This is a genomic window from Niabella yanshanensis, from assembly GCF_034424215.1.
GTDB classification, from domain to species: Bacteria; Bacteroidota; Bacteroidia; order Chitinophagales; family Chitinophagaceae; genus Niabella; species Niabella yanshanensis.
On sequence record NZ_CP139960.1, the window covers coordinates 2,426,691 to 2,449,190 of the forward strand.

Sequence of the window (22,500 nt, forward strand, 5' to 3'; positions counted from 1 at the left end):
TCCATATTTTACCCTTAATGATTCTTAATTTCTAAATGGTTTAATTTTACGGAAATTTATATTGATGAGCGGAACTGATAAATTCGGGATGTTTAAAAACCGGTTGACCAAGGTTTACAGGCATTTACAAAAAATAGCCAAAAGGCAAAATATATCCTGTTACCGGGTTTACGATCATGATCTGCCCGAATTCCCATTTATGGTGGAGAAATATGGTGACAACCTTTATGTATCTGAATATAAACGGAACCATAGTCTCAATGAAGACGCTCATCAATTCTGGATGATGCAGAGCATACAGGTCATTTCGGAAGTGCTGGAAATACCTCAGGAAAATGTATTTACTAAATTAAGACAGCGTAAAGCAGGGCGCGAGGGCCAATATCAAAAAACAGCTGAGACGAAAAGCGAATTTATTGTTGAAGAAAATGGATTGAAGTTTATAATCAACCTGGCCGATTACCTCGATACCGGCCTGTTCCTGGATCACAGAATCACCCGTAAAATGGTGCAGGATCAATCAGCTGGTAAGCGGGTATTAAATCTATTTGCTTACACCGGCTCTTTTTCGGTATACGCAGCGGCCGGTAATGCCGCACAGGTAACTACGGTAGACCTATCGAACACTTATACAAACTGGGCTAAAAGAAATATCGAACTGAATGGCTTTACAGATGACAGCAGGTATCAGTTTATCGCTGCAGATGTTATACAATTCCTGCAAACGTTAACACCGGCATCTTTCGACATTATTGTGATGGACCCTCCCACTTTTAGTAACAGTAAAAAAATGGATGGCATTTTAGACATTCAAAGAGATCATGTATCGCTGGTTAACAATTGCCTGCATGCACTTTCTCCCGGAGGACTGCTTTATTTCAGTAATAATTATACCAGGTTCCAACTGGATGAGAACGCTATCAACGCCTCCGCTATCAAAGATATTACCAAAGCAACTACTCCCTTTGACTTTGAAGGCAAACTAAAAAGATGCTGCTTCCTGATCACCAAATAGATTTTAGCTGAATCATTTACTTTTGTGGCATGTTTAACAATGATGATTTACAGGTGCGGTGGTGGACACTGGAAGCTAAACTCGTGGAGCGGTTTGGTAAAAAACCCGATATGGAAACCATCCTTTTTTTAATAGGAATACAGGAATTAGGTACCGTTGCAGAAAGATTTACCAAAGAGCAGAAGCAAGACCTGATGCATATAGCAGTGTGCCGCTTATTGGTACCCAGTGGTTATTATGAATTAACCGACACTGACCCTGATGGCTGGCCTCATTATAAGCAATTAAAGCCCATGCCCGATTTAAATCCCTTTGAACAGGAGGCGTTTTTAAAAGATCATGTATTGCTTTATTTTGAAGAAAACGAAATATGATTCCTAGAATTCCCCTTATTATATTTTCTTTATTCGTTTTCAGCTGTACTTCACAACAAAAACTCCGCAAGGCCGATCTTAAAAAAGATATTGCACTAGAAACCAATTATGGTACCATTCGGGTTCGCTTAAGCGATCAGACACCACTTCACCGCGGTAATTTTCTAAAACTTGCTAAAAGCAAATATTACGATGGTGTGTTATTCCATCGTGTTATCCATACATTCATGATACAAGGCGGCGATCCGGATAGCCATAAAGCAGCGCCAGGCAAGGCTTTGGGAGAAGGCGGTCCGGGATATACCATCCCTGCTGAATTCAGAGCGGCTCTTTTTCATAAAAAAGGAGTGATTGCCGCGGCGCGCGAGGGCGATGATGTGAACCCCCAAAAAGCCAGCAGCGGCAGCCAGTTTTATATTGTACAAGGTAAGGTATGGACTGATGGCGGATTGGATACACTTGAAATAAAAAGACTCAATGGCAGAAAAATTCCTTCAGAGCAGCGCGATGCCTATAAAACAGTTGGGGGCACACCTCACCTGGATCAGAATTATACCGTATTCGGGGAAGTAATAGAGGGATTGAACGTTATAGATACAATAGCAGCAGTTGCTACAAGCAAAGGGAAGGATAAAGACCGCCCGTTAAAAGATGTGGTGATCAAAAAAGCCCGGCTGGTTAAACGCAGGTAATCGTTTAAAACCAACACTCTATGATCTTATGGCTGCTCAGTATTTCGCCAAGTGGATCCACGACATCCGAAGCCATTTCAACTATCGCATATTCAAGTCCGGCTAATTCCCTGTTGGCAATAGCTGACTTAAAGTCAATCGTCCCTCTACCTACTGCCGTCGTTTTTCTGGTTTCAGCATCGATATCCCTTAAATGCCAGAGCGGAAAACGCCCGGGATATTTTTCAAAAAGTTGCACCGGGTCGTGGCCGGCATAACCCAGCCATCCCAGGTCGGGCTGGAAAACCACCAGCTCAGGGTCGGTATGCGCTAATAAAATATCAAATAATAACACACCGTTTACCAACTCAAATTCGTGCGCGTGGTTGTGATAGGCCAGCTGCAATCCAAAGGATTTTGCGGTAGCGCCCATTTGATTTAGGGCTTCAGCGGCTCTTTTATATGCCTCTGAATTTTGCTCTATTTCGTTGCTGAAAAAAGACCGGATTATATATTTAATGCCGATTGAAGCAGCGCAGTCACAGGCTGTCAATGCGTCTTCCGTACTAAACTGAAAATGAGCACTCACCATCTGTAACCCCTGATCGTTTGCGAGGCTCTTGAGCTCTTCCGGCTTAAAACCCTGGATCGTAAGGTCACTAATATTGAACCCCGCCGGCTCTGCCACGGTATAACCAGCTTTAGCCAGCTTTTCGAATGTGGCTTCCGGCTCCTCCCGCAACACATTTCTTAAAGACCATAACTGCGCGCCTGTTGCAGGTTTCATTAAATGTATATTGAATGTAGTGGCTTAAGCAGCTTTGCTGAATAAATTGTAATTCTATTCTATCGTTGGCTTTAACTGTAATATCAGCTGCTCCAGCTCTTTAATACGTCTTTCCAGATCGGGCAGCTTACGGCTTAATGCCTGGCTTCTTAAAGCAGACGTATATTCATGTGCCGGAGAACCGGTAACTGCCTTGCCCGGCTCCAGGTTTTTACTAACCCCGCTTTGCGCATTTATTTTCGCTCCATCGCCAATTTGTAAATGGCCTACAATACCTGCCTGACCACCAATCATAACCCCCTTGCCAATCTTGGTACTACCGCTAATGCCCGCCTGAGCAGCAACTACCGTGCTATTACCTATTTCTACGTTGTGTGCGATCTGAATCAGGTTATCCAGCTTGGCACCTTTCCTGATAATAGTCGAGCCAATAGTGGCCCGGTCTATGGTGCTGTTAGCGCCTATCTCTACGTCATCTTCTACTATTACATTACCAATTTGAGGTACTTTAGAAAAACTGCCGTCCGCCTGCGGCGCAAAGCCAAAGCCGTCGCTACCAATTACAGTTCCCGCATGCACCGTAACGTTGTTACCAATCTGACAGCTATGTAACACTTTCACACCCGGGTGCAATGTAACATTATTACCTATTGTTACATTATCGCCCAAATAAACGCCAGGGTAAATTTTAGAGCCATTGCCGATTTTAACCTGTTCTCCCACATAAGCAAATGCTCCCAGGTAAATATCATCGGCATAACTCGCGGTTGCCGCTATAAATACCGGTTGTTGAATACCTTTCAACTGTTGCTGGCGAAACTCCTGGTACTTTCCCAACAAAGTAGCAAAAGCGCTATACGCGTCTTTTACTTTTATGAGGGTTGCAGTAACGGCTTGTTTCAACTCCAGTGAGTCGTTAACAATAACAATTGTAGCTTTCGTGCTATATAAATATTCTTCATATTTGGGATTAGCCAGAAAACTCAGTTGCCCCTCTCCTGCTTCTTCTATTTTACCAAAGGATTGAACAGCGGCCTCAGGATTGCCGTCTACATTACCATTTATGAGCAGTGCGATTTGCGAAGCAGAAAAAACCATTCGTGGATTTTTAATATATTTTTATTGGAGTCGAAAGTAGGCAAGTAAATAATTATTAAACGTTAAAACTCGTACCATTAAACTCTCAGGTAGCAAAAGTAGTATTTTTTAACAGGCTCGCTTATTTTTACGTCAATCAATGGATCATCCACCTGCGAAATATCTTTTAAAGAGCCATCTTTATATAGGATATTGATACTTTCATTATCAGCATTGTATAACCGGTTAGTAGCGTCTCCCCCAAAAGCGAAATAGTCCATATCCTTTTCATCAAGGCCGGTAGCCAGGGTTACTTCTTTTATTTTATCCTGCTGAAACGATTCCTCTATGGGGGTTGACTGCAGCCTGATACGCATTATTTTACGCTGAATGATCGCCTTGCAGAGAAGAGACAATATCTTGTCATCATGGCTGCACCAGTTTTTCACCGTGGCCATAATATCATGATCATCCATCTGGCAAAAGTCTTCCAGCAATGATTCGATAGCTCCGTTACTGTGGCTGCCCTGCAGAAAACGGTTGAAGGCCGGTGTAGCGGCTGTAGTTGCAGTTCCCGCTGCAATCAATGCCTTCGCCCTGCGAATGATCATGATCAGCATTTTCTCGGCGGCAACCACCGTTTTATGCAGGTATACCTGCCAGTACATCAGCCTCCGGCTTAATAAAAATTTCTCAATAGAATAAACTGCCTTTTCCTCTACTACCAGGTTGCCGTCTTTTACAGCCAGCATTTTGATAATGCGGTCATACCCGATCACACCCTCGGCTACACCGGTAAAAAAACTGTCCCTGTTCAGGTAGTCCATTCTGTCCACATCCAGCTGGCCTGAAACCAGCTGGTGTAAAAATTTTTTAGGATATTGATCCGTAAAAATGTCGATTCCGGTTTGCAACTGTCCACCAAACTCTTCGTTCAGTTTTTGCATAATCAATAACGACAGCCGCTCATGGTGGGCACCTTTAATCAATTCCTGCTCCAGGGCATGAGAAAAAGGGCCGTGTCCTATGTCGTGTAACAAAATGGCCAGCTTGGCTCCCAGCTCTTCCTCTTCCGTTATTTCAGCTCCCTTGCCCTTAAGCTCGCGCAAAGCGGTACACATCAGGTGATAGGCACCTAAGGAATGATGCAGGCGGCTATGTACGGCACCGGGGTACACCAGGTGTGCAAAAGCCATCTGGTGAATATTACGCAGCCTTTGATAGTAAGAGTGGGAAATGATCTGCAGTAACAGCGGATGATCGACAGTAATAAAGCCGTATACCGGGTCGTTGATAATTTTTCGAGCCTGGGCCATAATATATTAAAAACACAAATTTAGCGTCTGCCTGCCTATTTTTCACATTCCCCATAATATTAACATGCCTTCCCTGCCTTTTTCCAAACCGTTATCTTTGCACATTAACTAAAAACATGATCAAGTACACTCAAAATACATTAGACAAGCTGGAAGCAATACCAGAACAGTGCGGGTATATTTTAAGGTATGAAAGAGGCAATTTTCAAAGTGGCTATTGTATTTTAGATAATAAAAAGGTTGTGGTACTGAATAAATTTCTTCAAACAGAAGGCCGTATTAATGCGCTTATTGAGATCATTCCGCAATTGAACATTGATACGGAAATGTTGGATGATAACGCTAAAAAGCTTTTCACCGAAATATCGGAAAAGGCCGATGCCGGCGAAGACGAAGCATAGTCTTCCTCTTTTATCCATTTTCAATTGCTCATTATTTACGACTCATTACTGATCACTCATTACTCATCATCTTGCCTTATACTCCATTACAAATAACTTTTTTAGGTACCGGTACCAGCTCAGGAGTACCTATGGTAGGATGCCATTGTGAGGTATGTACTTCTGCAAACTCCAAAGATAAAAGGCTTAGATCGAGCATCCTTGTTCAATCTCCTACTACAACCCTTGTGATAGATTCCGGCCCCGATTTCAGACAGCAGATGCTTACCCACCGGGTAGACCAACTGGATGCAATACTGTTCACTCATTCCCATAAAGATCATATCGCCGGGCTCGATGATGTGCGGGCTTATAATTATTTTCAACAAAAGCCCATGGATGTTTATGCCACCGAGGCTACGCTTAACCGGGTAAAAGTTGAGTTTGATTACGCTTTTGCTGATGTTAAATATGCCGGCGTGCCTTCTATCCAACTACATCGCCTTAATAACAACGATGCTTTTATAGTTGGAGATATGGAAATACAGGTGATACCCGTATGGCATATGTTTATGCCGGTTATTGGCTTCAGGATGGGGGATTTTACTTATATCACCGATGCCAATCGCATCGAAGATAGCGCTAAAGAAAAAATAAAAGGCTCCCGGATATTGGTTTTAAATGCCCTCAGGCAAGAAAAGCATATTTCTCATTTCTCATTGCAGGAAGCGCTTGACCTGGCCAATGAACTACAGATCCCGGAAGTCTATTTCATTCATCTTTCTCATCAGATGGGCCTGCATGAAACTGTTTCACAGGAACTTCCATCCGGCAGGTTTTTAGCATACGATGGGTTAAAAATTCAAATACACTAACATTTGTTAGTGTATTTGAAATAGAAATATTATATTTACAGGGACCTCTTTAGCTTGTCAGGATAGTCTCAAAGTTTTACCGTCGTGTATCATAACATGACGGTTTTTTTATTGCATAAAGTAAAATATTACTTTAATTTTATTAAAAATAAATTTAACTTTATTAATGAAGCTTCCCGTTTTTTGTCCCAGTTGTGAAAATACGCTCAATGTGAGCCAAATGAAATGTAATGATTGCGGAACGGAGGTAAGCGGCAATTACGAAATGCCCCTGTTCTTAAAACTGAACTGGGAGGAGCAGCAATTCATTATGGATTTTTTCTTAGCCAGCGGCAGCATTAAAGAAATGGCCAAACAGGCCGGAAACAGTTATCCAACCATGCGTAATAAAATGGATGACATGATTGAGAAGATAAAAAACCTAAAATGCTGATAAATATGAATTTCAAACTTCTTTTTAACCCCTTCGAAAAATTTTCCGAAGTGGGTCTTGCTGTTACGGGACTATCGGTTCTGCTTTTTTCTATTATCCTGTTTTGGGTCACCGGCCAAACCAACGACGGTATTTACCACGTTATCGTATCAATCTGGGATACCATTAGCACAGGCCGTTATTGAAGCACTGATCTATACTTTTTCTCCTTTTTTTTATTGATCGTTATTGGGCAAAGCAGTAAATCCTAAAACAGGGCTGACAGATATTTTAACTGTCACTATTGTTCATCGCATTCCGATGACGATAGGCATGCTTATGATGCAGCTACCTTTTTTAAAAAACGTGACAGATGCAATTATTAATGCTATTCAAACCAATACCTTACAACGGCTATTCCTGACTACGCTATGGATCTCAACAATTGTAAGCCTGGTAATGCTTGCGCTGTTTATTTACTCAATAATATGACTGATTAATGGTTTTAAAACGGCCTCGCATGGCAAAAAGCCCTGGCATTTTATCTTATTTGCATTGTCTGTTATTTCTTCAGAAGCTGTCTACAGGCTTTTGATCCATCCATTGCTATTAAAACATTTCTGTTAAAGTAACTCGTCGCCTGTCTTAATGTTTCTGCGTCAGCTTCCGGGCGATATTATAAAAAAGCGGCCTAAGCCGCCTTTCTATATACTTTGTTGCGTTTTTTGCGGACTTACCGCTTCCTTAACGCCCTGAGGAACTTTATCCCAAAGATTTTTGCCGGCATCACTCACCTTGTTTTTAAGGTTTTGTTTCTGTTCGGGAGTCATTTTGTATTTCCAGTAAGCAAAAGCTGCTAAACCCAGCGCAATTAATCCGCTTGTTTTATTTTTCATAATTATTGGTTTTAAATTTTATTAAATCGAAATAATAACAGACTAAAAGTGTGCCATTGATTTGCTTAAATCTTAAAATATGGTCAAAAAAAATCCCGGGGTTGATTCCCGGGATTTGATATTCAAACTATGAGTAGCTATTTAAGGTATTGTGCAAAAAAGCCCAACATGGTTTTATAAAACTCAATCCGGTTATCTTCTCTCTGAAAACCATGCCCCTCATTGTATTTTACGATGTAAGGTACATTAAATCCTTTAGCACGCAAGGCTTTTACAATCTGGTCAGACTCGTTGATATTAACACGCGGATCGTTAGCGCCCTGAACGACTAACAACGGTTTACGAATTTTATCTAACTGATAAAACGGTGATACCTCTTTCGCAATTTTTGCTTCTTCCTGGTTATCCAGGTCGTACCAGATCTGTTTTACCATCTCCTTATAAGGCTTCCAATACTCGGGGAAGGAGGCGAAGAAGGTTTCGATATTCGACACCCCTACATAGTCAACACCACAGGTATATAAATCAGGAGTTTTTACCAGTCCCATTAAGGTAGCATAACCACCGTGACTCCCTCCGTAAATGGCGGTTTTGCTTTTATCCACCCAACCCTGCGCAATGGCGTATGCCACTCCATCTTCAATATCATCCATTAGCTTCCGGCCAATTTGTTTGAAACCGGCTCTTAAAAACTCCTTTCCATAGCCGCCACTGATCCTGAAATTTACCTGCAGGGTAGCATAGCCCCGGCTGGCCAAAAGCTGGGTTTCCGGATTGAAGCCCCAGCTATCCCTGATGCCTTGCGGACCTCCATGCGGATTTACCACCAACGGCACTTTCTTGCCTTCCAAAGCAGCTTTAGGTAAAGTGATATAGCCGTGAATGGTTTTGCCATCGCGGCTTTTGAAAGAAACAGGCTTCATGATTGCCATATCGGCTTCCTTCAATTGTGGCATTAGGTCGTACAGGAAGGTTGTTTTACCGCTGGCTGCATCATAAATATAATATTTACCTACCAACCTGTCGCTCGTTACATACACCAGGTATTTGCTTTCATCATCTGTTTTACCGGTTAACCCAAACTGGTAGCCTTTGAACTCTTTAGATAGATTCTCGTAGATCTTTTTGAAAGTAGCGCTAACCGGTATGATCTCGTCCTTTTCACCTTCATAATTGAAATAGTCTACCTCGTAATTTCTTTTACGGGAAAGGCCAATTCCCGAAACATCGAAATCTTTATTGGCAAAAACTTCCTTGATCTTTTCTTTTTTCTTAAAGTCATACAAAATGATGCGGGCCTTATCAGAATCGAGGTTGGTTACCACGTAGGCTTCATCCGGGTTGGAGGGATTGTAGCTGAAAGATTGTATGTTGAAGTTATCATCCCAGTTATTGGTGAAATACAATTCAAACTCTTTACCTCCCGCAGGTTTGTAAAAATACTGCGATTTAATGCCCTGAAACATCCGCCCGAACCCTCTCAGGTTGCCGTCTTTGTCAAAGTCATAACCTACGATGGGGTTAGCTACATCTTTATTTTCATATAGCTTTTCAAGAGATCCGGTTACCACGTTTACCTTGTAAGGTTCAAAGACCTGCTTATTGTCTTTGTTCATGGTAATGATCATATAGTTCTTCTGATCTTTCAGAATGCGTTCGATGCCGGCCTGCACACCATCAAAAGGGGTCAGGTCCAGTACATTGCTCCCGTCAACATTAGCTGCATAAATATGGAAGTTTTCATTGCCACCATTATCCATTACATACACCAGGCGTTCATCATTGATCCAGCCATAGCCTTTGATCAGTTCATCCTTCTCCTCAATAGCCCTGGCTACTTTACCACTGGCAATATCTTTCACATATACATGCCTTTTACCGTTTTCTTCTTTCTCCATATAAGAAAGGTATTTCCCTCCGGGAGATAACTGGAATTGTGACGACTTAGGCCGCGCGAAATAGTCTTCTACTTTGTAGTGATAATCACCTTTATCCTGCGCAATGATCTTTTGAATTTCCGCATCACCGGAAGGCAATGTGGTATCGCCTGGTTTGGTTACCACTGTTTTGGTAAGAACGAGCGGCAGGTTCATGCCTGCCTGTTTGAACTCACCCGTAATCGTTTTATCTGCTAAGGTTCCGGTGTAGCTTAACCCTGCAGCTTTTACGCTCAGGGATAACTTATTATCTGCAAAAGCAGTACTATCCACCGGAATGCCTGTGGCGCCCTGGGCCGGACTGTCCATGGTAGTTACCCATTTGTCGCTATCTTTTTTTATATGAAATACCAGTGGAATCTGAGTGCCCTGCACTTCCAGGGTTCCTTTCCAGGAGCCTGCAATATCCTGCGCTTTTATTAATGTCATAGAAACAATAGAAACAATAAATGTGAGAAAGAGTTTTTTCATCGTACAAATTTTGGTAGGGTATTTAAGAAAAAACACATCCCGTGAGATGTGTTTTGTGTGTTATTAGCTAATAGCCTGGGAAACGATATTCCCTATTTTTTCTATGGATATTCTCTCCTGCTCCATACTATCGCGATGCCGTATGGTTACGGTACCATCTTCTTTCGTCTGGTGGTCGATGGTTACACAGAACGGCACACCTAAAGCATCCATTCTTCTGTAACGTTTACCAATAGCATCCTTCTCTTCGTAGAAACATTTAAACTCGCCACGGTATTGCGCCATGATCTCCTGCGCAATTTCCGGTAATCCGTCTTTTTTCAACAATGGGAATACGGCCAGTTTGATAGGGGCCAGCTTAGCAGGAAATTTCAGTACTACGCGATTGTCCTGCTTTTCAGGTGTGCTCAGATCTTCTTCAGTGTAAGCTGCACAAACCATCGACAGGAACATACGATCTAAACCGATGGAAGTTTCAATTACATAAGGGATATAATTACCATAAGGTTTTCCTGTTTCAGGATTCACATCATTATCGAAGTACTGCATTTTCTTCCTGCTGAACTCCTGGTGCCTTGATAAATCATAGTCAGTACGGCTATGGATACCTTCCAGCTCTTTAAACCCAATAGGGAAGTTGAATTCGATATCGCAAGCAGCATCGGCATAATGCGCCAGCTTTACGTGATCGTGGAAGCGGTACTCCGTATCGGGCACGCCCAATTCCAGGTGCCATTTTAAGCGAGCCTGTTTCCAGTACTCATACCACTCTTTCTGGGTGCCAGGTCTGATGAAGAACTGCATTTCCATTTGCTCAAACTCACGCATACGGAAAATAAACTGGCGCGCTACGATCTCGTTACGGAAGGCTTTGCCTATCTGCGCAATACCGAAGGGTATTTTCATACGACCGGTTTTCTGCACGTTGAGGAAGTTTACAAAAATACCCTGTGCTGTTTCAGGACGCAGATACACTTTGCTGTTTTCATCTTCAGAAGATACGGTAGATCCAAATTCTGTAGAGAACATCAGGTTGAACTGACGAATATCCGTCCAGTTGCTGGTGCCGCTAACGGGGCACTTTATTTTATTATCATCAATGATCTTTTTCAGTGCGGTAAGATCGCCTGCCGCATCTGCTTTTTCCATTTCACTGATGATAGCAGCAACTTCCGCTTCTTTGCCTTCAGTTTTTAACTGGTCAGTATAAGATTCTATCAAATGATCTACACGGTAACGTTTCTTACTGTCTTTATTATCGATCATAGGATCATTAAACCCATCCACGTGGCCGCTGGCCTTCCAGGTAGTTGGGTGCATAAAAATAGCTGCATCAATACCCACGATATTGTCCTGTAACTGGGTCATCCATTTCCACCAATAATCCTTAATATTTTTCTTTAACTCGGCGCCCCACTGACCGTAGTCGTAAACCGCCTGTAAGCCATCGTATATTTCGCTGCTTGGGAAAATAAAACCGTACTCTTTACAGTGCGATATAATCGCCTGAAACCTGCCTGCCGGCAAGGTTTGTTTATTTGTCTCTGTTGCCATAAGGCTGCAAAAATAAGGGCGTTTTTTGATTTATTACCGGTGATTTGAGATTTAGGATTTGTCCCGGTGATAACGGATCATTTGTCCATAATCCATTTTATTAGTTAAGCCGAAAATAGCCTGTGCTATCCGTTTCGTCCTGGTAGCATCAGTTTTAGCTTCGTCTATCCATTTGCTGAAATAGTTTTGATGAGAAGGTGCCAGGGTCTCAAAAAACGCCTTTGCGGACGGGTCATCATCCAGGCATGCTACCAAATCGGTATTGAGCTCGTATTTTTTCTCGTCCAGCTCCAGGCTGGCGGTTACCATTGCACCCTGTCTTTTGGCAATACCTTTTCGCATCGTGGCATTAATGGCCATTATATAATTGCCGCCGCCGGCGGGTAAAAGCGTTACACCTGAAATGGGATATTGATCTAAATGGCCTTTTACACGAAATGCTTTCCTGCTATCGGCTTTCAATTGCTTCGCCAGCTCCGCTGGTATTTCAATATAGGTCCAGCCGGTTTTATCACCGTTCTCTGCAAATTTTTGAAGCGCTGTAGTAAAATGAATGCTGTCGGGTCCCATGCCTATCTGCACGTCTTATATGTTATATCATAAATCATACATCGTATATCGTACATATACTAATTGGTTTGTACCTTCCCGAACAATTCAACAGGTTTGATCCGTACACCAAAATTATACGGAGTAATGTCCAGGCCGCGCAAATACATACTTTTAAAGGCATAGGAGCCGTACAATCTGATAATACCCAGGTTTACTTCAGCAATATAAGATAGCTTCCAGGGACGTAAATCAAAATCGCCACGGGATTTGGCCTTTCCCTCATCAGAGTTGATGAATTTATTTCTTGCCGAGTACAGGTAACCCACGCTTACGCCTGCGCTTACTTCAAAAGCATATAAGTTATGCGGCGTTAAATTGAAATTGAGCATCAATGGTACGGTGAGGTAATCGGCAGCCAGTTTATTCTTTTTATAAGTTCTTCCGGGAGTACCGTCAAAGCTGATAGCCGGGGCATTTTCCACCATTGCTGTTTGCACCTGGTAACGGATGGGTTGCTTATAATGATAATTATTTAATTCCAGCCCGATCCCATAATTAAAATTTACATAGTTATTAATAAGACTCACCTGTTGTGTAACTACCCATATATTCACGTTACGTGATTTAAAAGGTCTCAGGCCCATCCAGTCACTATTAACATCACTTGTTGCGTACTGTTGTGCTTCAACACTGGTATAATCTGTATTATCTACAAAGTTGGAAAATCCCAGGTCAACAATGCCCCATTGCGTGCGTAATTTTTTGGGATGGGTACGACTGCTTAACTGCTTCAGAAAACCTTTCTTTGGTGGTGCGGCAAAAGCACCGGGATCATTATCCCTGATGATTGTAACACCGCCTATTTCGAGCGTATCGGGTTTCGGTTGGTCCTGTGCTATACCAGAGATAGCCAATGATAAACCAAGTACGGAAAGCAAAAATCTCATAATTCCGTAAAGATACATTTTACCAACAACCGAAAAGTTAAAATTCATGCGCGTAGTCAATTGTTAGCGGTTGTTATTAAAACCTGATTCCCACGTTGTAAGGAGTGATATCCAAACCATCTTTAAACATGCCTTTCATAGCATAAGACCCGTAAAGACTGATGACTCCTAAATTCACCTCGGCTACATAAGATAATTTCCACGGGTTCAAATTAAGGTTATCCTTCAGCTTTTGCTTGCCCTCATCTGACGTGATGGTTTTATTGCGGGCGCTGTATAAATAGCCTGCGCTGATACCGGCGCTAAAGCCCCATTCTTTAGTCTTTTTAGCAGATATTTCCAGTCCCTTTTTGTGCTTTTTAGTAACGGAGTATCCACCGGTATGTTTTCCGAAATCAAAGTTCAGCATCAAAGGGAAGGTCACATAATCTGCCGCCAGTTTATTTTTTGAATAACTACGCCCTTCCGTGTTATCCCATTCAACATAAGGGAGATTGCTGTTAAAACGGATAGGATTCTTAAACCTGTAATTATTCAACTCCAACCCTAATGCGTACTTCAGGTTCACATTATGATTGATCAGGTTTACTTTCTGACTTATCAGCCAAATATTTACATTCACTGACTTCCCGTTTCGAAGGTCAAACCAGGATGCATTTGCATTGGGCGCAAAAGCCTGTGCGCCTGCCGATGCATAATTAGTATTATCTACAAAATTCGAGAAACCGAGGTCGACACCGCCAAACCAGCTGGTCGTAATATTTTTACGGCGGGTGGTTTTTTGCCATACTTCGCCATCCTTGTCTACAATTACTTTTTTATTATCCTTATCGGTGATTACCTGCACCGTTACAGAAGAAGTATCTTTTTGAGCATAAGCTGCAGCCGACATCAACACACACAGGGCCGTGGGTAAAATTTTGCGTACCATATATTTTTATTTTTCTTATAAATTTTTGTATTACCTTAGTAAAGAGTAATCTTTGATGTAATTTTTCTTTCTGTGTTGTGTAATTTGGAAAAGAAAAATCACCTACCGGTCCTGAATATTATTTTTCTACACGAATGGCAAATCCTGCCACATTGATATTATCACCTCCATCAGATAAAATATCCAACGCGCGGTCGCTGATCTGTTTTCCTATCTTTTTAAACAGGGATTTCTTTTCTTTAACCGGCTCGTTAACAGCAGCCACAGGAGTTAAAGGCGCTGCTGATGGTGATTTCTTTATTGTCTCTCCCATATCTATAGGAAGCTCTGGTGATTGGGTTGGCGGGTGCTCTTTATTATTGTTTTCTGCTAAAACCTCAGTGGCACGGGTTACTTCGTTGCTGCCTGTTACTGATTTTGATGCGGCCACATGTTCGGCTACGTACTGATCTGTTCTGCCCGATGGTTTATGCCGCTTTTCAATACTACGCTCCCTGCCATCAGAATAGACGGGCTGCTCCGGAATGGCAACAGGTTCCTGGCGGTTATTGGTATCAACCACAGTAGGCGCAGGCCCGGCGGGTTGGCCAACAGGTGGTGTATTAACAGCTACCGGAGCATCATTTGATTCATCCTGCTCTGACTGGTTTAAAACCAACCAGGTGCTTACACACAATAATAAAGAGGCGGCTATAGCCAGTTTGCGCCAGTCCATACTCCGTACAGCGCCTCTTTTGTATAATTTTTCCTTAGAGGGATATTGAATGGAAAGATCGGCTTTAAAATAAAGTCGGCCCAGATTTTCTAACTTCAGTTTTAAGGCATCGTTGCTCTGCATCCCCTGCTCTACCTTGCCGGCCAGTTCTTTTCCGGCTTCGCCATCCAGGTATACCAGCAAATCTTCTTCGGTCAACTCCGCTCGTTTAATTAGTTTTTCCTTGCCGGCAAAATCAACTGATTCGTCGATATCCAAAACCGTTTGTTTCAATAATTCCAATTCACCAGCCAGATGTGGGCTTTGTTTAACAAAAGCCTCCACTATTTCTTTTTCCTGTACAGACAATTCATTGTCTACGTACAATAAAAAAAACTCTTCGTAATTATGTTGGTTAATTTGCATTACTAACTTCTTTGTTGTTAAACCAGATTATTCACATTTACCAGGTACGATTTTAATTGTAACCTGGATCGATGCAGGTAGACTTTTACCTGCGATGCATTCAACCCGGTGATTTCCCCTATTTCTTCGTAGCTATAGCCTTCATAATCTTTTAAGAGAACTAACGACCGGTTTTGTTCTGACAGACGGGATAAAGCCTGTTCTAACACTGCTTTTAAATTATTGCGCTTCTCTTCTACCCCTCTATCCAGGTTTTCAAAGGAGTCCTGTAAATCCATCCGGCTGCTCTTTCTATAATGATCTACCATTTTATTATAAGCCACTCTAAACAGGTAAGCTTTTGCTGTGTCGGTGTGAATGTCCGTCCGGTTTTGCCATAACACTTCGTATGCATTCTGCACCATATCCTCCGCGTCAGCCCTATGCCGCATGGTCTTTAGCATAAAGCGGTATAAAGCATCTGAATAATTTGTTACACAATCATTATAGTCTTTCTCAGTCATAAAACAGCCAGAACCTTAATTATCAATTACTTTTACTATCATTCTACTCCCGATTGCAGTAAAAAACTATTTAGTTACCCCGCGCTCGTATTTATTATACGGGCAGGAAAACCAAAAGTTACAAAAAAATAAAAAAAAGTTAACGGAGCACCATTTGCCGGTCTGCATCCAGCCTGATCAAAATAAAAAGCATTATGGAAAAGGTAAGTAAAGATGTTCCTCCATAGCTGATCAATGGAAGTGGGATGCCGATTACAGGCGCCAGACCAATGGTCATGCCCAGGTTAATAGCAATATGAAAAAAGAAAACTGACGCAACACCGTAAGCATAACAGCGGCTAAAAACACTTCTTTGCCGCTCTGCGATGGTTACAATTCTAAATAAAAGCAACAAATAAAGCCCCAGCAGCACCACGCTTCCAGCAAAGCCGAAGCCCTCTCCTATGGTATCAAATATAAAATCGGTACGTTGTTCAGGAACAAACCCGTACCTGGTTTGAGTGCCACTTAAAAGCCCTTTGCCTACTAATCCACCGCTACCAATTGCTATTTTAGACTGCTTTACGTTATAATCCGCTGTATTTTTTTGTTTACCGGTTTTGGCATCTACTTTCACTTCGCCCTTAATATACTCCTCCGGTATATCCCTGCCGATAGTACTGAAAATACGCTCCACCTGGTGTTTCTCAAATACATGGGTGAATAGAAATGGGACCCCAAATCGCTGCACGCCTATACAGAGCAGTCCAATCAGCAGAATTTTCACTAAAACACCTTTATCCCTTTTGATCTGTCGCTGGTTCAGTAACACCACGATACCAATAATTACCGCTAATATAATCGCGAGCAGATCTTTATCGAGCAACAAGGTAGCTACTACCAGCGCTGCGGCGGCAAAACCAATTATAATATACATTGGGGGAAGTCCTTCCCTGAACATCACCAGGAAAAAAGCAAAAAAAACCAGGGCCAAACCTGTTTCCTTTTGCAGAATGGTTAATACCGCCGGGGCCAGCGTCAAACCAGCCGCAATTAACTGGGACTTGGGTCTGCTAAAATCCATCTCAGGCAGCGAAAGGTATTTGGCCAAAGCCAATGCTACGGTTATCTTACAAAACTCCGCCGGCTGAAACTGGAAACCTCCTATACGGATAATAGACTCTGTTCCTTTTACCGATGAGTGAAAAGGAAATACCAGCAGTAGCAGCAATATTCCCCCCGCATACCAGAGATTAGCTGTGGCAGGGAAAAACTTACTATCCGTTAATAAAATAAACAACCCCAGCGCCATTGCTACACAGGCATAATAGAACTGTTTACTATAGTCCGTTTTGTAGCCCAGGAAGCTCTGCAGCACCGGATCCCCATCTTTGTAGGTTACTGCGAAAATGGCCAGCAAGCCAATAGTCAGTAAAATAAGGTAAATAATGATTAACGAGTAATCTATGCCCTTCGATATCTCTGATTTACGCTGTGTCATGCTATGCCGTATATGTAGCTTTGGAAGGTTGGGAATTTTTCTTTGGCTCGGTTAAAATTGCTACCGCTGCTGCTATTCTTTGATTTGCTTTTTTCTGCTGCTCTTCTTTTTTCCTTTCCTCATCGAGTTTTTTACGTTTTGCTGCACTGTCGGCAGTGGCTCTGCCACGGCCGCGGAATTTCAGGATCATGCTGCTATCCTTGTAATCCTTCAACCACTGGTAGGCCCGCGCAGAGTCTGTTAAATATTGCAGGCGGGGCAAATAAGGAGGCATCAGGTTTACATTCGCTGTTCTTTCTGCATCGGCCAGGCTTTTCGTGCTTAAGGTATCAAATAAATATTTTTCCATCATCAACCGGGCTATGGGACCAGCAGATGAACCACCATAACCGCCACTTTCTACCACTACAGCAACACAAATTTTAGGATCTTCTTTGGGAGCAAAACAAACGAACATGGCATTATGCGGCAGATCCCATTTCTTACCCCCAATGATCCGGGAGTTTTGAGCCGTACCGGTTTTTGCACAAACATTGATACCCGGTATTCTTACATTACGGGCTGTACCATGAGTAACCACATCCTGCATACCATTGATGGTGGCGCTAAAGGCAGTATCAGAAATATGCGTCAACGCATCATGACGGGTACGATATTTATTCATAAATGCCGAATCGGCAATAGTTTCATTCTCCAGGCTGTCAACAAAATGGGGCGTATAATAATAGCCCCGGTTGGCAATAATGCACATGGCATTGGCCAGCTGTAAAGGGGTAGCCAGCATTTTGTCCTGCCCAATGCCCAGTGTCAGGTTAGTACAGGAGTTCCAGGAACCCCGGTATTCTTTGTCGTAAACAGCTACTGTCGGGATATTCCCCATGTTTTCACTAGGTACATCTACACCCAGGCGAACCCCCAAACCAAACAAATTCATATAATCTTCCCAAACCTCGTATCCCTTTTTGGTGTTGCCGTATTTGCGGTTGTCCACCACCTTCCGGTATACATCTACAAAATAAGAGTTGCAGGAATTAGCGATGGCGGCTCTGAGATTAGCTGCGTGCCCTCCACCGGCATGGGTACAGGCGGGCTTTCCCGCACCGCAGGAAAAATAACGCCCCCCGCAAGGATAGCCAAAGGCGGGAGTGATCACGCCTTCATCCAAAGCTACCAGGCCGCCCAGGGGCTTGAATGTAGAACCAGGAGGATAGCGCCCCTGTATGCCCCTGTTTAACAAAGGCGACGCTACATCCAGGTTCATCTTCTGGTAATTCTTTTTGAACTCAGGCCCAGTAAGGTCATTAGGATTGAATGTAGGCCCTGAAGCCATGGCCAGGATGCCACCCGTTTTAGGGTCGATGGCTACCGCCGCACCTACTTTATTGCTGATCAACTTTTCGGCAAGTGCCTGTAATTCTACATCAATATGCGTTTTTAATCCACGACCTGCAACCGCCATGGTGTCAAAATCTCCGTTTTCGAAGTGACCTACCAGCCGGTTCTTGTTATCCTTTATCATGTATTCAATACCCCGCTGGCCCATCAGCACTTTTTCATAAGTATATTCCAACCCATTTTTACCGCGGTAATCGCCCATACGGTAAAATCCGCCCGAACGTTCAATATCCCGCTGATCAGCTTCACTGATATATCCTAGGATATGTGCGCCCACATTAAAGGGGTAAGATCTTACCGGGCGGGCTACCAGGTTAAAGCCGGAAAACCGCCAGCCATTCTCTTCGAACCGCGCCTGCATTTCAGGGGTCAGCAGCGACATAAATATGGATGGTCTTACCCGCGTATTCTTAACCACTGCCTCTACGATCTTTTGTCTGAATTCAGCCGTATCTATATTCATTAGCCTGCAAAAAGCTGATGTATCAATATTCTTGACCTCGGCAGGCGTTACCATCAGGTCAAACATGATTACATTGTTCAGGATGGGCTTCCCTTTACGATCGAAGATGATACCACGCTCGGGGTATACGATCTTCGCGAAAACAGCATTATCCCGGGCCAGCTGATGATATTTCCGGCCAAAGATCTGGAGGTTAACTAACTGAGCAAGGATAACAATAAAAACGGCCAGGAAAATGGCGCGTATGATATAACTCCTCGATTGATTGAATACGGACATGTAAAAAGGAAAACTTTTGCAGGATAACAATAATAGCTGCAAAAGTACATAGAGAGCGTGGTTGCTTTAACTATTTCTACTTAAAAAATTTATAACACTTGTATACTTTAAGAGACCTGCAAATTCCCGCGACGGATCACTTTTTTATGTATCCATAAGTGAGTACGCTCCGGTACCTGTATTCACATCTTTGAAGTCGTTTTTGTTACACCGTCAACGAATGAAGCGGCGGCAAAGGCAATCAAACAGCAAATTGTGCAGCCCCTATGCTGTATTGGACCTGAACTTCAGCTTTCGTGGGAAGATCAGTTCAGCAATAACTATCATCAGCATACTGATGGCAGAAGTGGTCACTACCTTCATTAAAAAATGAATGAAAGAGCCAAACGAAAGCCACTCCAGGAATAATAAGTAAAAATTGTGGCAAAAAGTTAAGATCAACGCATACAATAAATAGGCGTTCCAACCCATTGCTTTGGGAGAGGGTTCTTTATAGCTAAACTCGGTTGCGTCTTTAGGTGCAAACAGATTGATAATGAAGGGTCGTAAAAAGGCGATCAGCACACTGGCCGCCGCATGTAAACCAGGGCTCATTGTATAGTAATCCACGCTAATACCTAATAAGAATCCCAGTATCAGTACCCAGCCTTTTTTCATATAAAAGGGCAGCCATAGAATAAAAAGAAAATAAATGTAAGGTGTGATCAATTGGTGCAAATGCGGCATTACATTTAATACATATACCTGCAGGAAAACAAACAGTATAAAGCGGATGGTATTTCTTACAAGATCACTCATTTGTTACCTCCCTTTCGTTCAACCATATTATGTGTTGCTTTATCCAGCTGTTCCAGCTCGTTATAGTTAAGGTTTTCTACTACAAATACCTGCTGCAGGCTGGTTAAATTGGCTGCCGGCTTTACTTTAAGTACAAAGAAATTACTTGACTTATCAACTAAAACCCTGGACACCACTCCTACCATGCGCCCCGGTGGATAACTCCTGGAGTAGGTGCCGGTTAAAATGGTGTCCCCACTTCGTACCGAATCTGTTTTAGGAATATTATTAAGTGTTAGCTCCTGTGGTGATTTCCCATCCCAGCTCAACATACCTGCGCTACCGGTTCTTTTTAGCTGTACACTAAATTTGTTCACTACATTTAGTAAGCTCATTACCTCGCTAAAATTCTTTCCGGTATTAATCACTTTTCCGACTAATCCACCGTTAGAACTAAAAACCCCCATATCATCACCGATGCCGTTACTGCTTCCCCGGTTGATCTGCAGATAATTCTTATCACTACCCGAAGTGCTGTATAATACCTGGGCGCTTCTCCATATAAAATGACGATTACTACCTAAAGTATCCCGGTAAGTGGAATCCCGCAAAACGGTTGTTCCCGAATCTGCCACAACAAAGTTGGCGTTCAATAAATTCATGAGGGAATCGTTCAGCCGGTGCACCCGCCTGTTTTCTTCCTGCATGGTAAAAAAGTCTTCTAATGAATTGTATTTCCCGTTAAAGTAGGACGTAACACCTCCTGCCAACCCGAGCCCTTTAGCCCGGTGCGAGCCGTTATAGGTAAACAAAAAATACAGCGCAATGATCTGTAAGACCAGGAACAGTACGAAAACTGAATAACGCCGGATGAATAAAAAGATATTACGCATGGCTCCTTCGGATGTTGATCAGTTAACAGGTTGATAAGTTGATAAGAAGAACAAACAGATGCATTTACATATAAATTCTGCTACTACTTGCTTAACCGGCAAATCTTTAAACTTGTAAACCTATCAACTCAAAATTACCTCATTACAAATGGGTACCTGTCATAGTTTTGCAGCGCAATGCCTGTACCTCTTACCACACTTTTAAGCGGATCGTCAGCTATATGTACCGGCAGCTTAATTTTCTGGCTTAATCTTTTATCCAACCCTCTTAATAAAGCTCCACCGCCGGTAAGGTATAAACCGCGGCGGTAAATATCGCTGGCCAACTCTGGGGGTGTTTGCTCCAGCGCTTTTAAGATGGCCTCTTCAATTTTAAAAATGCTTTTATCCAAAGCTTCGGCTACTTCCTGGTAGCTCACCATGATTTGCTTGGGAATACCGGTTACCAGGTCACGGCCATTTACCGGGATGTCATCCGGGGGATTGTCCAGATCCTTCATGGCGGCGCCGATCTGGATCTTTATTTGTTCTGCCGTGCGCTCTCCAATTAGAAGACTATGGTATCTTCTTAAAGCCTCCATAATATCAGCCGTAAATTCATCACCCGCAATACGTATACTTTGATCACAAACAATACCAGCCAATGCTATTACCGTGATCCCTGTAGTTCCACCACCGATATCGATAATCATATTACCCACCGGCTCTTCTACATCAATACCAATACCTAAAGCGGCAGCCATGGGCTCATGAATCAGGTATACTTCTTTGGCCCCAGCCTGTTCAGCGCTATCTCTAACCGCACGTTTCTCTACCTCGGTAATGGAAGAAGGAATACAGATCATCATTCTCCAGCTCGGCGGGAATAAGGGCTTTTTCGGATACACCAGCTTTATCAGCTCGCGTATCATTAATTCAGCCGCATTAAAGTCAGCAATTACACCGTCTTTTAACGGACGGACGGTTCTGATGCTTTCATGTGTTTTCTCGTGCATCATTAATGCACGCTTACCAACCGCTAAAACCTCTTTTGGATTATTACGGTTTAATGCTACAATACTTGGCTCATTTACAGCCACTTCTTCGTTATGTATAATGAGGGTATTTGCGGTACCCAAATCCATTGCTATTTCCTGAGTAAACCAGTTGAAAAGTCCCATTCTGCTATATATTCAAAATTGTGTTGGCAAAGGTGAAGTAATTTCCCGAAAGTAACAAAGCAAAAGAACAAAACGCTTTATTTTTCGGCATTTGCACATTATTAACAGAATTTTTAATTCGTTTGTTTAATCCGGCTATTTACCTCAAAACAGAACCTCGACCCTTCGCTTAGAACCCGACAGGTTTATCACTTTGGAGCTTTATCAATCGTTAACCGAAAGGAATGGTTTTTTT

The 22,500-nt window shown here is 42.6% G+C and carries 24 protein-coding genes; 8 read left to right on the forward strand and 16 right to left on the reverse strand.

The window, feature by feature from the left end; translation table 11 throughout:
- Positions 1–64: 64 nt before the first annotated feature.
- From U0035_RS09835 to U0035_RS09845, 3 genes are read left to right on the forward strand one after another with little or no spacing between them, the layout of a single operon-like run.
- Entirely contained in the window at positions 65–1,015 is a 951-nt protein-coding gene (locus U0035_RS09835; RefSeq protein ID WP_245957788.1) for a class I SAM-dependent methyltransferase, read from the forward strand.
- Positions 1,016–1,044: 29 nt separating this feature from the next.
- Entirely contained in the window at positions 1,045–1,389 is a 345-nt protein-coding gene (locus U0035_RS09840) for a hypothetical protein (RefSeq protein WP_114792137.1), read from the forward strand.
- Positions 1,386–2,081: a peptidylprolyl isomerase gene (locus U0035_RS09845; protein WP_114792138.1), complete on the forward strand. Its 696-nt coding sequence runs from the start codon at positions 1,386–1,388 to the stop codon at positions 2,079–2,081. The genes U0035_RS09840 and U0035_RS09845 overlap by 4 nt, the downstream gene beginning before the upstream one ends.
- A gap of 4 nt (positions 2,082–2,085) precedes the next feature.
- Here the strand turns inward: U0035_RS09845 and U0035_RS09850 are convergent, their stop codons facing one another.
- From U0035_RS09850 to U0035_RS09860, 3 genes are all read right to left on the reverse strand, one after another.
- Complete coding sequence (locus U0035_RS09850; protein WP_114792139.1) at positions 2,086–2,847, reverse strand: sugar phosphate isomerase/epimerase family protein; 762 nt, start codon at positions 2,845–2,847, stop codon at positions 2,086–2,088.
- 54 nt (positions 2,848–2,901) lie between these two features.
- The gene (gene lpxD / locus U0035_RS09855) at positions 2,902–3,945 is read right to left on the reverse strand and encodes a UDP-3-O-(3-hydroxymyristoyl)glucosamine N-acyltransferase (protein ID WP_114792140.1); all 1,044 of its coding nucleotides are present in this window, start codon (positions 3,943–3,945) and stop codon (positions 2,902–2,904) included.
- Between the two features lie 77 nt (positions 3,946–4,022).
- The gene (locus tag U0035_RS09860) at positions 4,023–5,240 is read right to left on the reverse strand and encodes an HD domain-containing protein (RefSeq protein WP_114792141.1); all 1,218 of its coding nucleotides are present in this window, start codon (positions 5,238–5,240) and stop codon (positions 4,023–4,025) included.
- 116 nt (positions 5,241–5,356) lie between these two features.
- Between U0035_RS09860 and U0035_RS09865 the strand changes: the two genes are divergently transcribed.
- The 5 genes from U0035_RS09865 to U0035_RS09885 all read left to right on the forward strand — a co-directional run bounded on the left by U0035_RS09865 (position 5,357) and on the right by U0035_RS09885 (position 7,399).
- Entirely contained in the window at positions 5,357–5,641 is a 285-nt protein-coding gene (locus U0035_RS09865) for a hypothetical protein (protein WP_114792142.1), read from the forward strand.
- 71 nt (positions 5,642–5,712) lie between these two features.
- The gene (locus U0035_RS09870; protein ID WP_114792143.1) at positions 5,713–6,495 is read left to right on the forward strand and encodes an MBL fold metallo-hydrolase; all 783 of its coding nucleotides are present in this window, start codon (positions 5,713–5,715) and stop codon (positions 6,493–6,495) included.
- A gap of 166 nt (positions 6,496–6,661) precedes the next feature.
- Positions 6,662–6,928: a DUF2089 family protein gene (locus U0035_RS09875; protein ID WP_114792144.1), complete on the forward strand. Its 267-nt coding sequence runs from the start codon at positions 6,662–6,664 to the stop codon at positions 6,926–6,928.
- 5 nt (positions 6,929–6,933) lie between these two features.
- On the forward strand, positions 6,934–7,113 hold the full coding sequence (locus U0035_RS09880; RefSeq protein ID WP_162817953.1) for a hypothetical protein: 180 nt from the start codon (positions 6,934–6,936) through the stop codon (positions 7,111–7,113).
- Positions 7,114–7,156: 43 nt separating this feature from the next.
- Positions 7,157–7,399, forward strand: coding sequence for a hypothetical protein (locus U0035_RS09885; protein WP_114792146.1), 243 nt, complete (start codon positions 7,157–7,159; stop codon positions 7,397–7,399).
- A gap of 212 nt (positions 7,400–7,611) precedes the next feature.
- Here the strand turns inward: U0035_RS09885 and U0035_RS09890 are convergent, their stop codons facing one another.
- From U0035_RS09890 to U0035_RS09950, 13 genes are all read right to left on the reverse strand, one after another.
- Complete coding sequence (locus tag U0035_RS09890; protein ID WP_114792147.1) at positions 7,612–7,803, reverse strand: hypothetical protein; 192 nt, start codon at positions 7,801–7,803, stop codon at positions 7,612–7,614.
- Positions 7,804–7,940: 137 nt separating this feature from the next.
- A complete protein-coding gene (locus U0035_RS09895) occupies positions 7,941–10,211 on the reverse strand; it encodes a S9 family peptidase (RefSeq protein ID WP_114792148.1) in 2,271 nt (756 codons plus the stop codon).
- Between the two features lie 63 nt (positions 10,212–10,274).
- On the reverse strand, positions 10,275–11,765 hold the full coding sequence (locus U0035_RS09900; protein ID WP_114792149.1) for a glycine--tRNA ligase: 1,491 nt from the start codon (positions 11,763–11,765) through the stop codon (positions 10,275–10,277).
- Between the two features lie 51 nt (positions 11,766–11,816).
- A complete protein-coding gene (locus U0035_RS09905) occupies positions 11,817–12,347 on the reverse strand; it encodes a YdeI/OmpD-associated family protein (RefSeq protein ID WP_245957790.1) in 531 nt (176 codons plus the stop codon).
- Positions 12,348–12,394: 47 nt separating this feature from the next.
- On the reverse strand, positions 12,395–13,264 hold the full coding sequence (locus U0035_RS09910; RefSeq protein WP_245957791.1) for an outer membrane beta-barrel protein: 870 nt from the start codon (positions 13,262–13,264) through the stop codon (positions 12,395–12,397).
- A 76-nt stretch (positions 13,265–13,340) separates the two neighbouring features.
- The gene (locus U0035_RS09915) at positions 13,341–14,195 is read right to left on the reverse strand and encodes a porin family protein (RefSeq protein WP_114792151.1); all 855 of its coding nucleotides are present in this window, start codon (positions 14,193–14,195) and stop codon (positions 13,341–13,343) included.
- 118 nt (positions 14,196–14,313) lie between these two features.
- Positions 14,314–15,315 carry an anti-sigma factor gene (locus U0035_RS09920; protein ID WP_114792152.1) on the reverse strand — a complete coding sequence of 334 codons (1,002 nt, stop codon included), beginning with the start codon at positions 15,313–15,315 and terminating at the stop codon, positions 14,314–14,316.
- A 17-nt stretch (positions 15,316–15,332) separates the two neighbouring features.
- Positions 15,333–15,818 (reverse strand): RNA polymerase sigma factor, encoded by a 486-nt coding sequence (locus U0035_RS09925; protein WP_114792153.1) that lies wholly within the window; start codon positions 15,816–15,818, stop codon positions 15,333–15,335.
- A 139-nt stretch (positions 15,819–15,957) separates the two neighbouring features.
- Complete coding sequence (gene rodA / locus U0035_RS09930; RefSeq protein ID WP_114792154.1) at positions 15,958–17,298, reverse strand: rod shape-determining protein RodA; 1,341 nt, start codon at positions 17,296–17,298, stop codon at positions 15,958–15,960.
- Position 17,299: 1 nt separating this feature from the next.
- Entirely contained in the window at positions 17,300–19,435 is a 2,136-nt protein-coding gene (mrdA, locus tag U0035_RS09935) for a penicillin-binding protein 2 (protein ID WP_114792155.1), read from the reverse strand.
- 264 nt (positions 19,436–19,699) lie between these two features.
- Complete coding sequence (locus U0035_RS09940; RefSeq protein WP_114792156.1) at positions 19,700–20,233, reverse strand: rod shape-determining protein MreD; 534 nt, start codon at positions 20,231–20,233, stop codon at positions 19,700–19,702.
- Entirely contained in the window at positions 20,230–21,105 is an 876-nt protein-coding gene (gene mreC, locus U0035_RS09945; RefSeq protein WP_114792157.1) for a rod shape-determining protein MreC, read from the reverse strand. Before mreC ends, U0035_RS09940 begins: the two co-directional genes overlap by 4 nt.
- A gap of 134 nt (positions 21,106–21,239) precedes the next feature.
- The gene (locus tag U0035_RS09950) at positions 21,240–22,265 is read right to left on the reverse strand and encodes a rod shape-determining protein (RefSeq protein WP_114792158.1); all 1,026 of its coding nucleotides are present in this window, start codon (positions 22,263–22,265) and stop codon (positions 21,240–21,242) included.
- Positions 22,266–22,500 lie beyond the last annotated feature (235 nt).

Bases quoted from the DNA above. Each gene is read 5' to 3' on its own strand.
- U0035_RS09840 (WP_114792137.1), top strand. From the start codon at position 1,045: ATGTTTAACAATGATGATTTACAGGTGCGGTGGTGGACACTGGAAGCT.
- U0035_RS09940 (WP_114792156.1), bottom strand. From the start codon at position 20,233: ATGAGTGATCTTGTAAGAAATACCATCCGCTTTATACTGTTTGTTTTC.
- U0035_RS09900 (WP_114792149.1), bottom strand. From the start codon at position 11,765: ATGGCAACAGAGACAAATAAACAAACCTTGCCGGCAGGCAGGTTTCAG.
- U0035_RS09890 (WP_114792147.1), bottom strand. From the start codon at position 7,803: ATGAAAAATAAAACAAGCGGATTAATTGCGCTGGGTTTAGCAGCTTTT.
- U0035_RS09850 (WP_114792139.1), bottom strand. From the start codon at position 2,847: ATGAAACCTGCAACAGGCGCGCAGTTATGGTCTTTAAGAAATGTGTTG.
- U0035_RS09925 (WP_114792153.1), bottom strand. From the start codon at position 15,818: ATGACTGAGAAAGACTATAATGATTGTGTAACAAATTATTCAGATGCT.
- U0035_RS09835 (WP_245957788.1), top strand. From the start codon at position 65: ATGAGCGGAACTGATAAATTCGGGATGTTTAAAAACCGGTTGACCAAG.
- U0035_RS09950 (WP_114792158.1), bottom strand. From the start codon at position 22,265: ATGGGACTTTTCAACTGGTTTACTCAGGAAATAGCAATGGATTTGGGT.
- lpxD (WP_114792140.1), bottom strand. From the start codon at position 3,945: ATGGTTTTTTCTGCTTCGCAAATCGCACTGCTCATAAATGGTAATGTA.
- U0035_RS09845 (WP_114792138.1), top strand. From the start codon at position 1,386: ATGATTCCTAGAATTCCCCTTATTATATTTTCTTTATTCGTTTTCAGC.
- U0035_RS09920 (WP_114792152.1), bottom strand. From the start codon at position 15,315: ATGCAAATTAACCAACATAATTACGAAGAGTTTTTTTTATTGTACGTA.
- U0035_RS09880 (WP_162817953.1), top strand. From the start codon at position 6,934: ATGAATTTCAAACTTCTTTTTAACCCCTTCGAAAAATTTTCCGAAGTG.
- U0035_RS09910 (WP_245957791.1), bottom strand. From the start codon at position 13,264: ATGAGATTTTTGCTTTCCGTACTTGGTTTATCATTGGCTATCTCTGGT.
- rodA (WP_114792154.1), bottom strand. From the start codon at position 17,298: ATGACACAGCGTAAATCAGAGATATCGAAGGGCATAGATTACTCGTTA.
- U0035_RS09915 (WP_114792151.1), bottom strand. From the start codon at position 14,195: ATGGTACGCAAAATTTTACCCACGGCCCTGTGTGTGTTGATGTCGGCT.
- mrdA (WP_114792155.1), bottom strand. From the start codon at position 19,435: ATGTCCGTATTCAATCAATCGAGGAGTTATATCATACGCGCCATTTTC.
- U0035_RS09895 (WP_114792148.1), bottom strand. From the start codon at position 10,211: ATGAAAAAACTCTTTCTCACATTTATTGTTTCTATTGTTTCTATGACA.
- U0035_RS09860 (WP_114792141.1), bottom strand. From the start codon at position 5,240: ATGGCCCAGGCTCGAAAAATTATCAACGACCCGGTATACGGCTTTATT.
- U0035_RS09875 (WP_114792144.1), top strand. From the start codon at position 6,662: ATGAAGCTTCCCGTTTTTTGTCCCAGTTGTGAAAATACGCTCAATGTG.
- mreC (WP_114792157.1), bottom strand. From the start codon at position 21,105: ATGCGTAATATCTTTTTATTCATCCGGCGTTATTCAGTTTTCGTACTG.
- U0035_RS09865 (WP_114792142.1), top strand. From the start codon at position 5,357: ATGATCAAGTACACTCAAAATACATTAGACAAGCTGGAAGCAATACCA.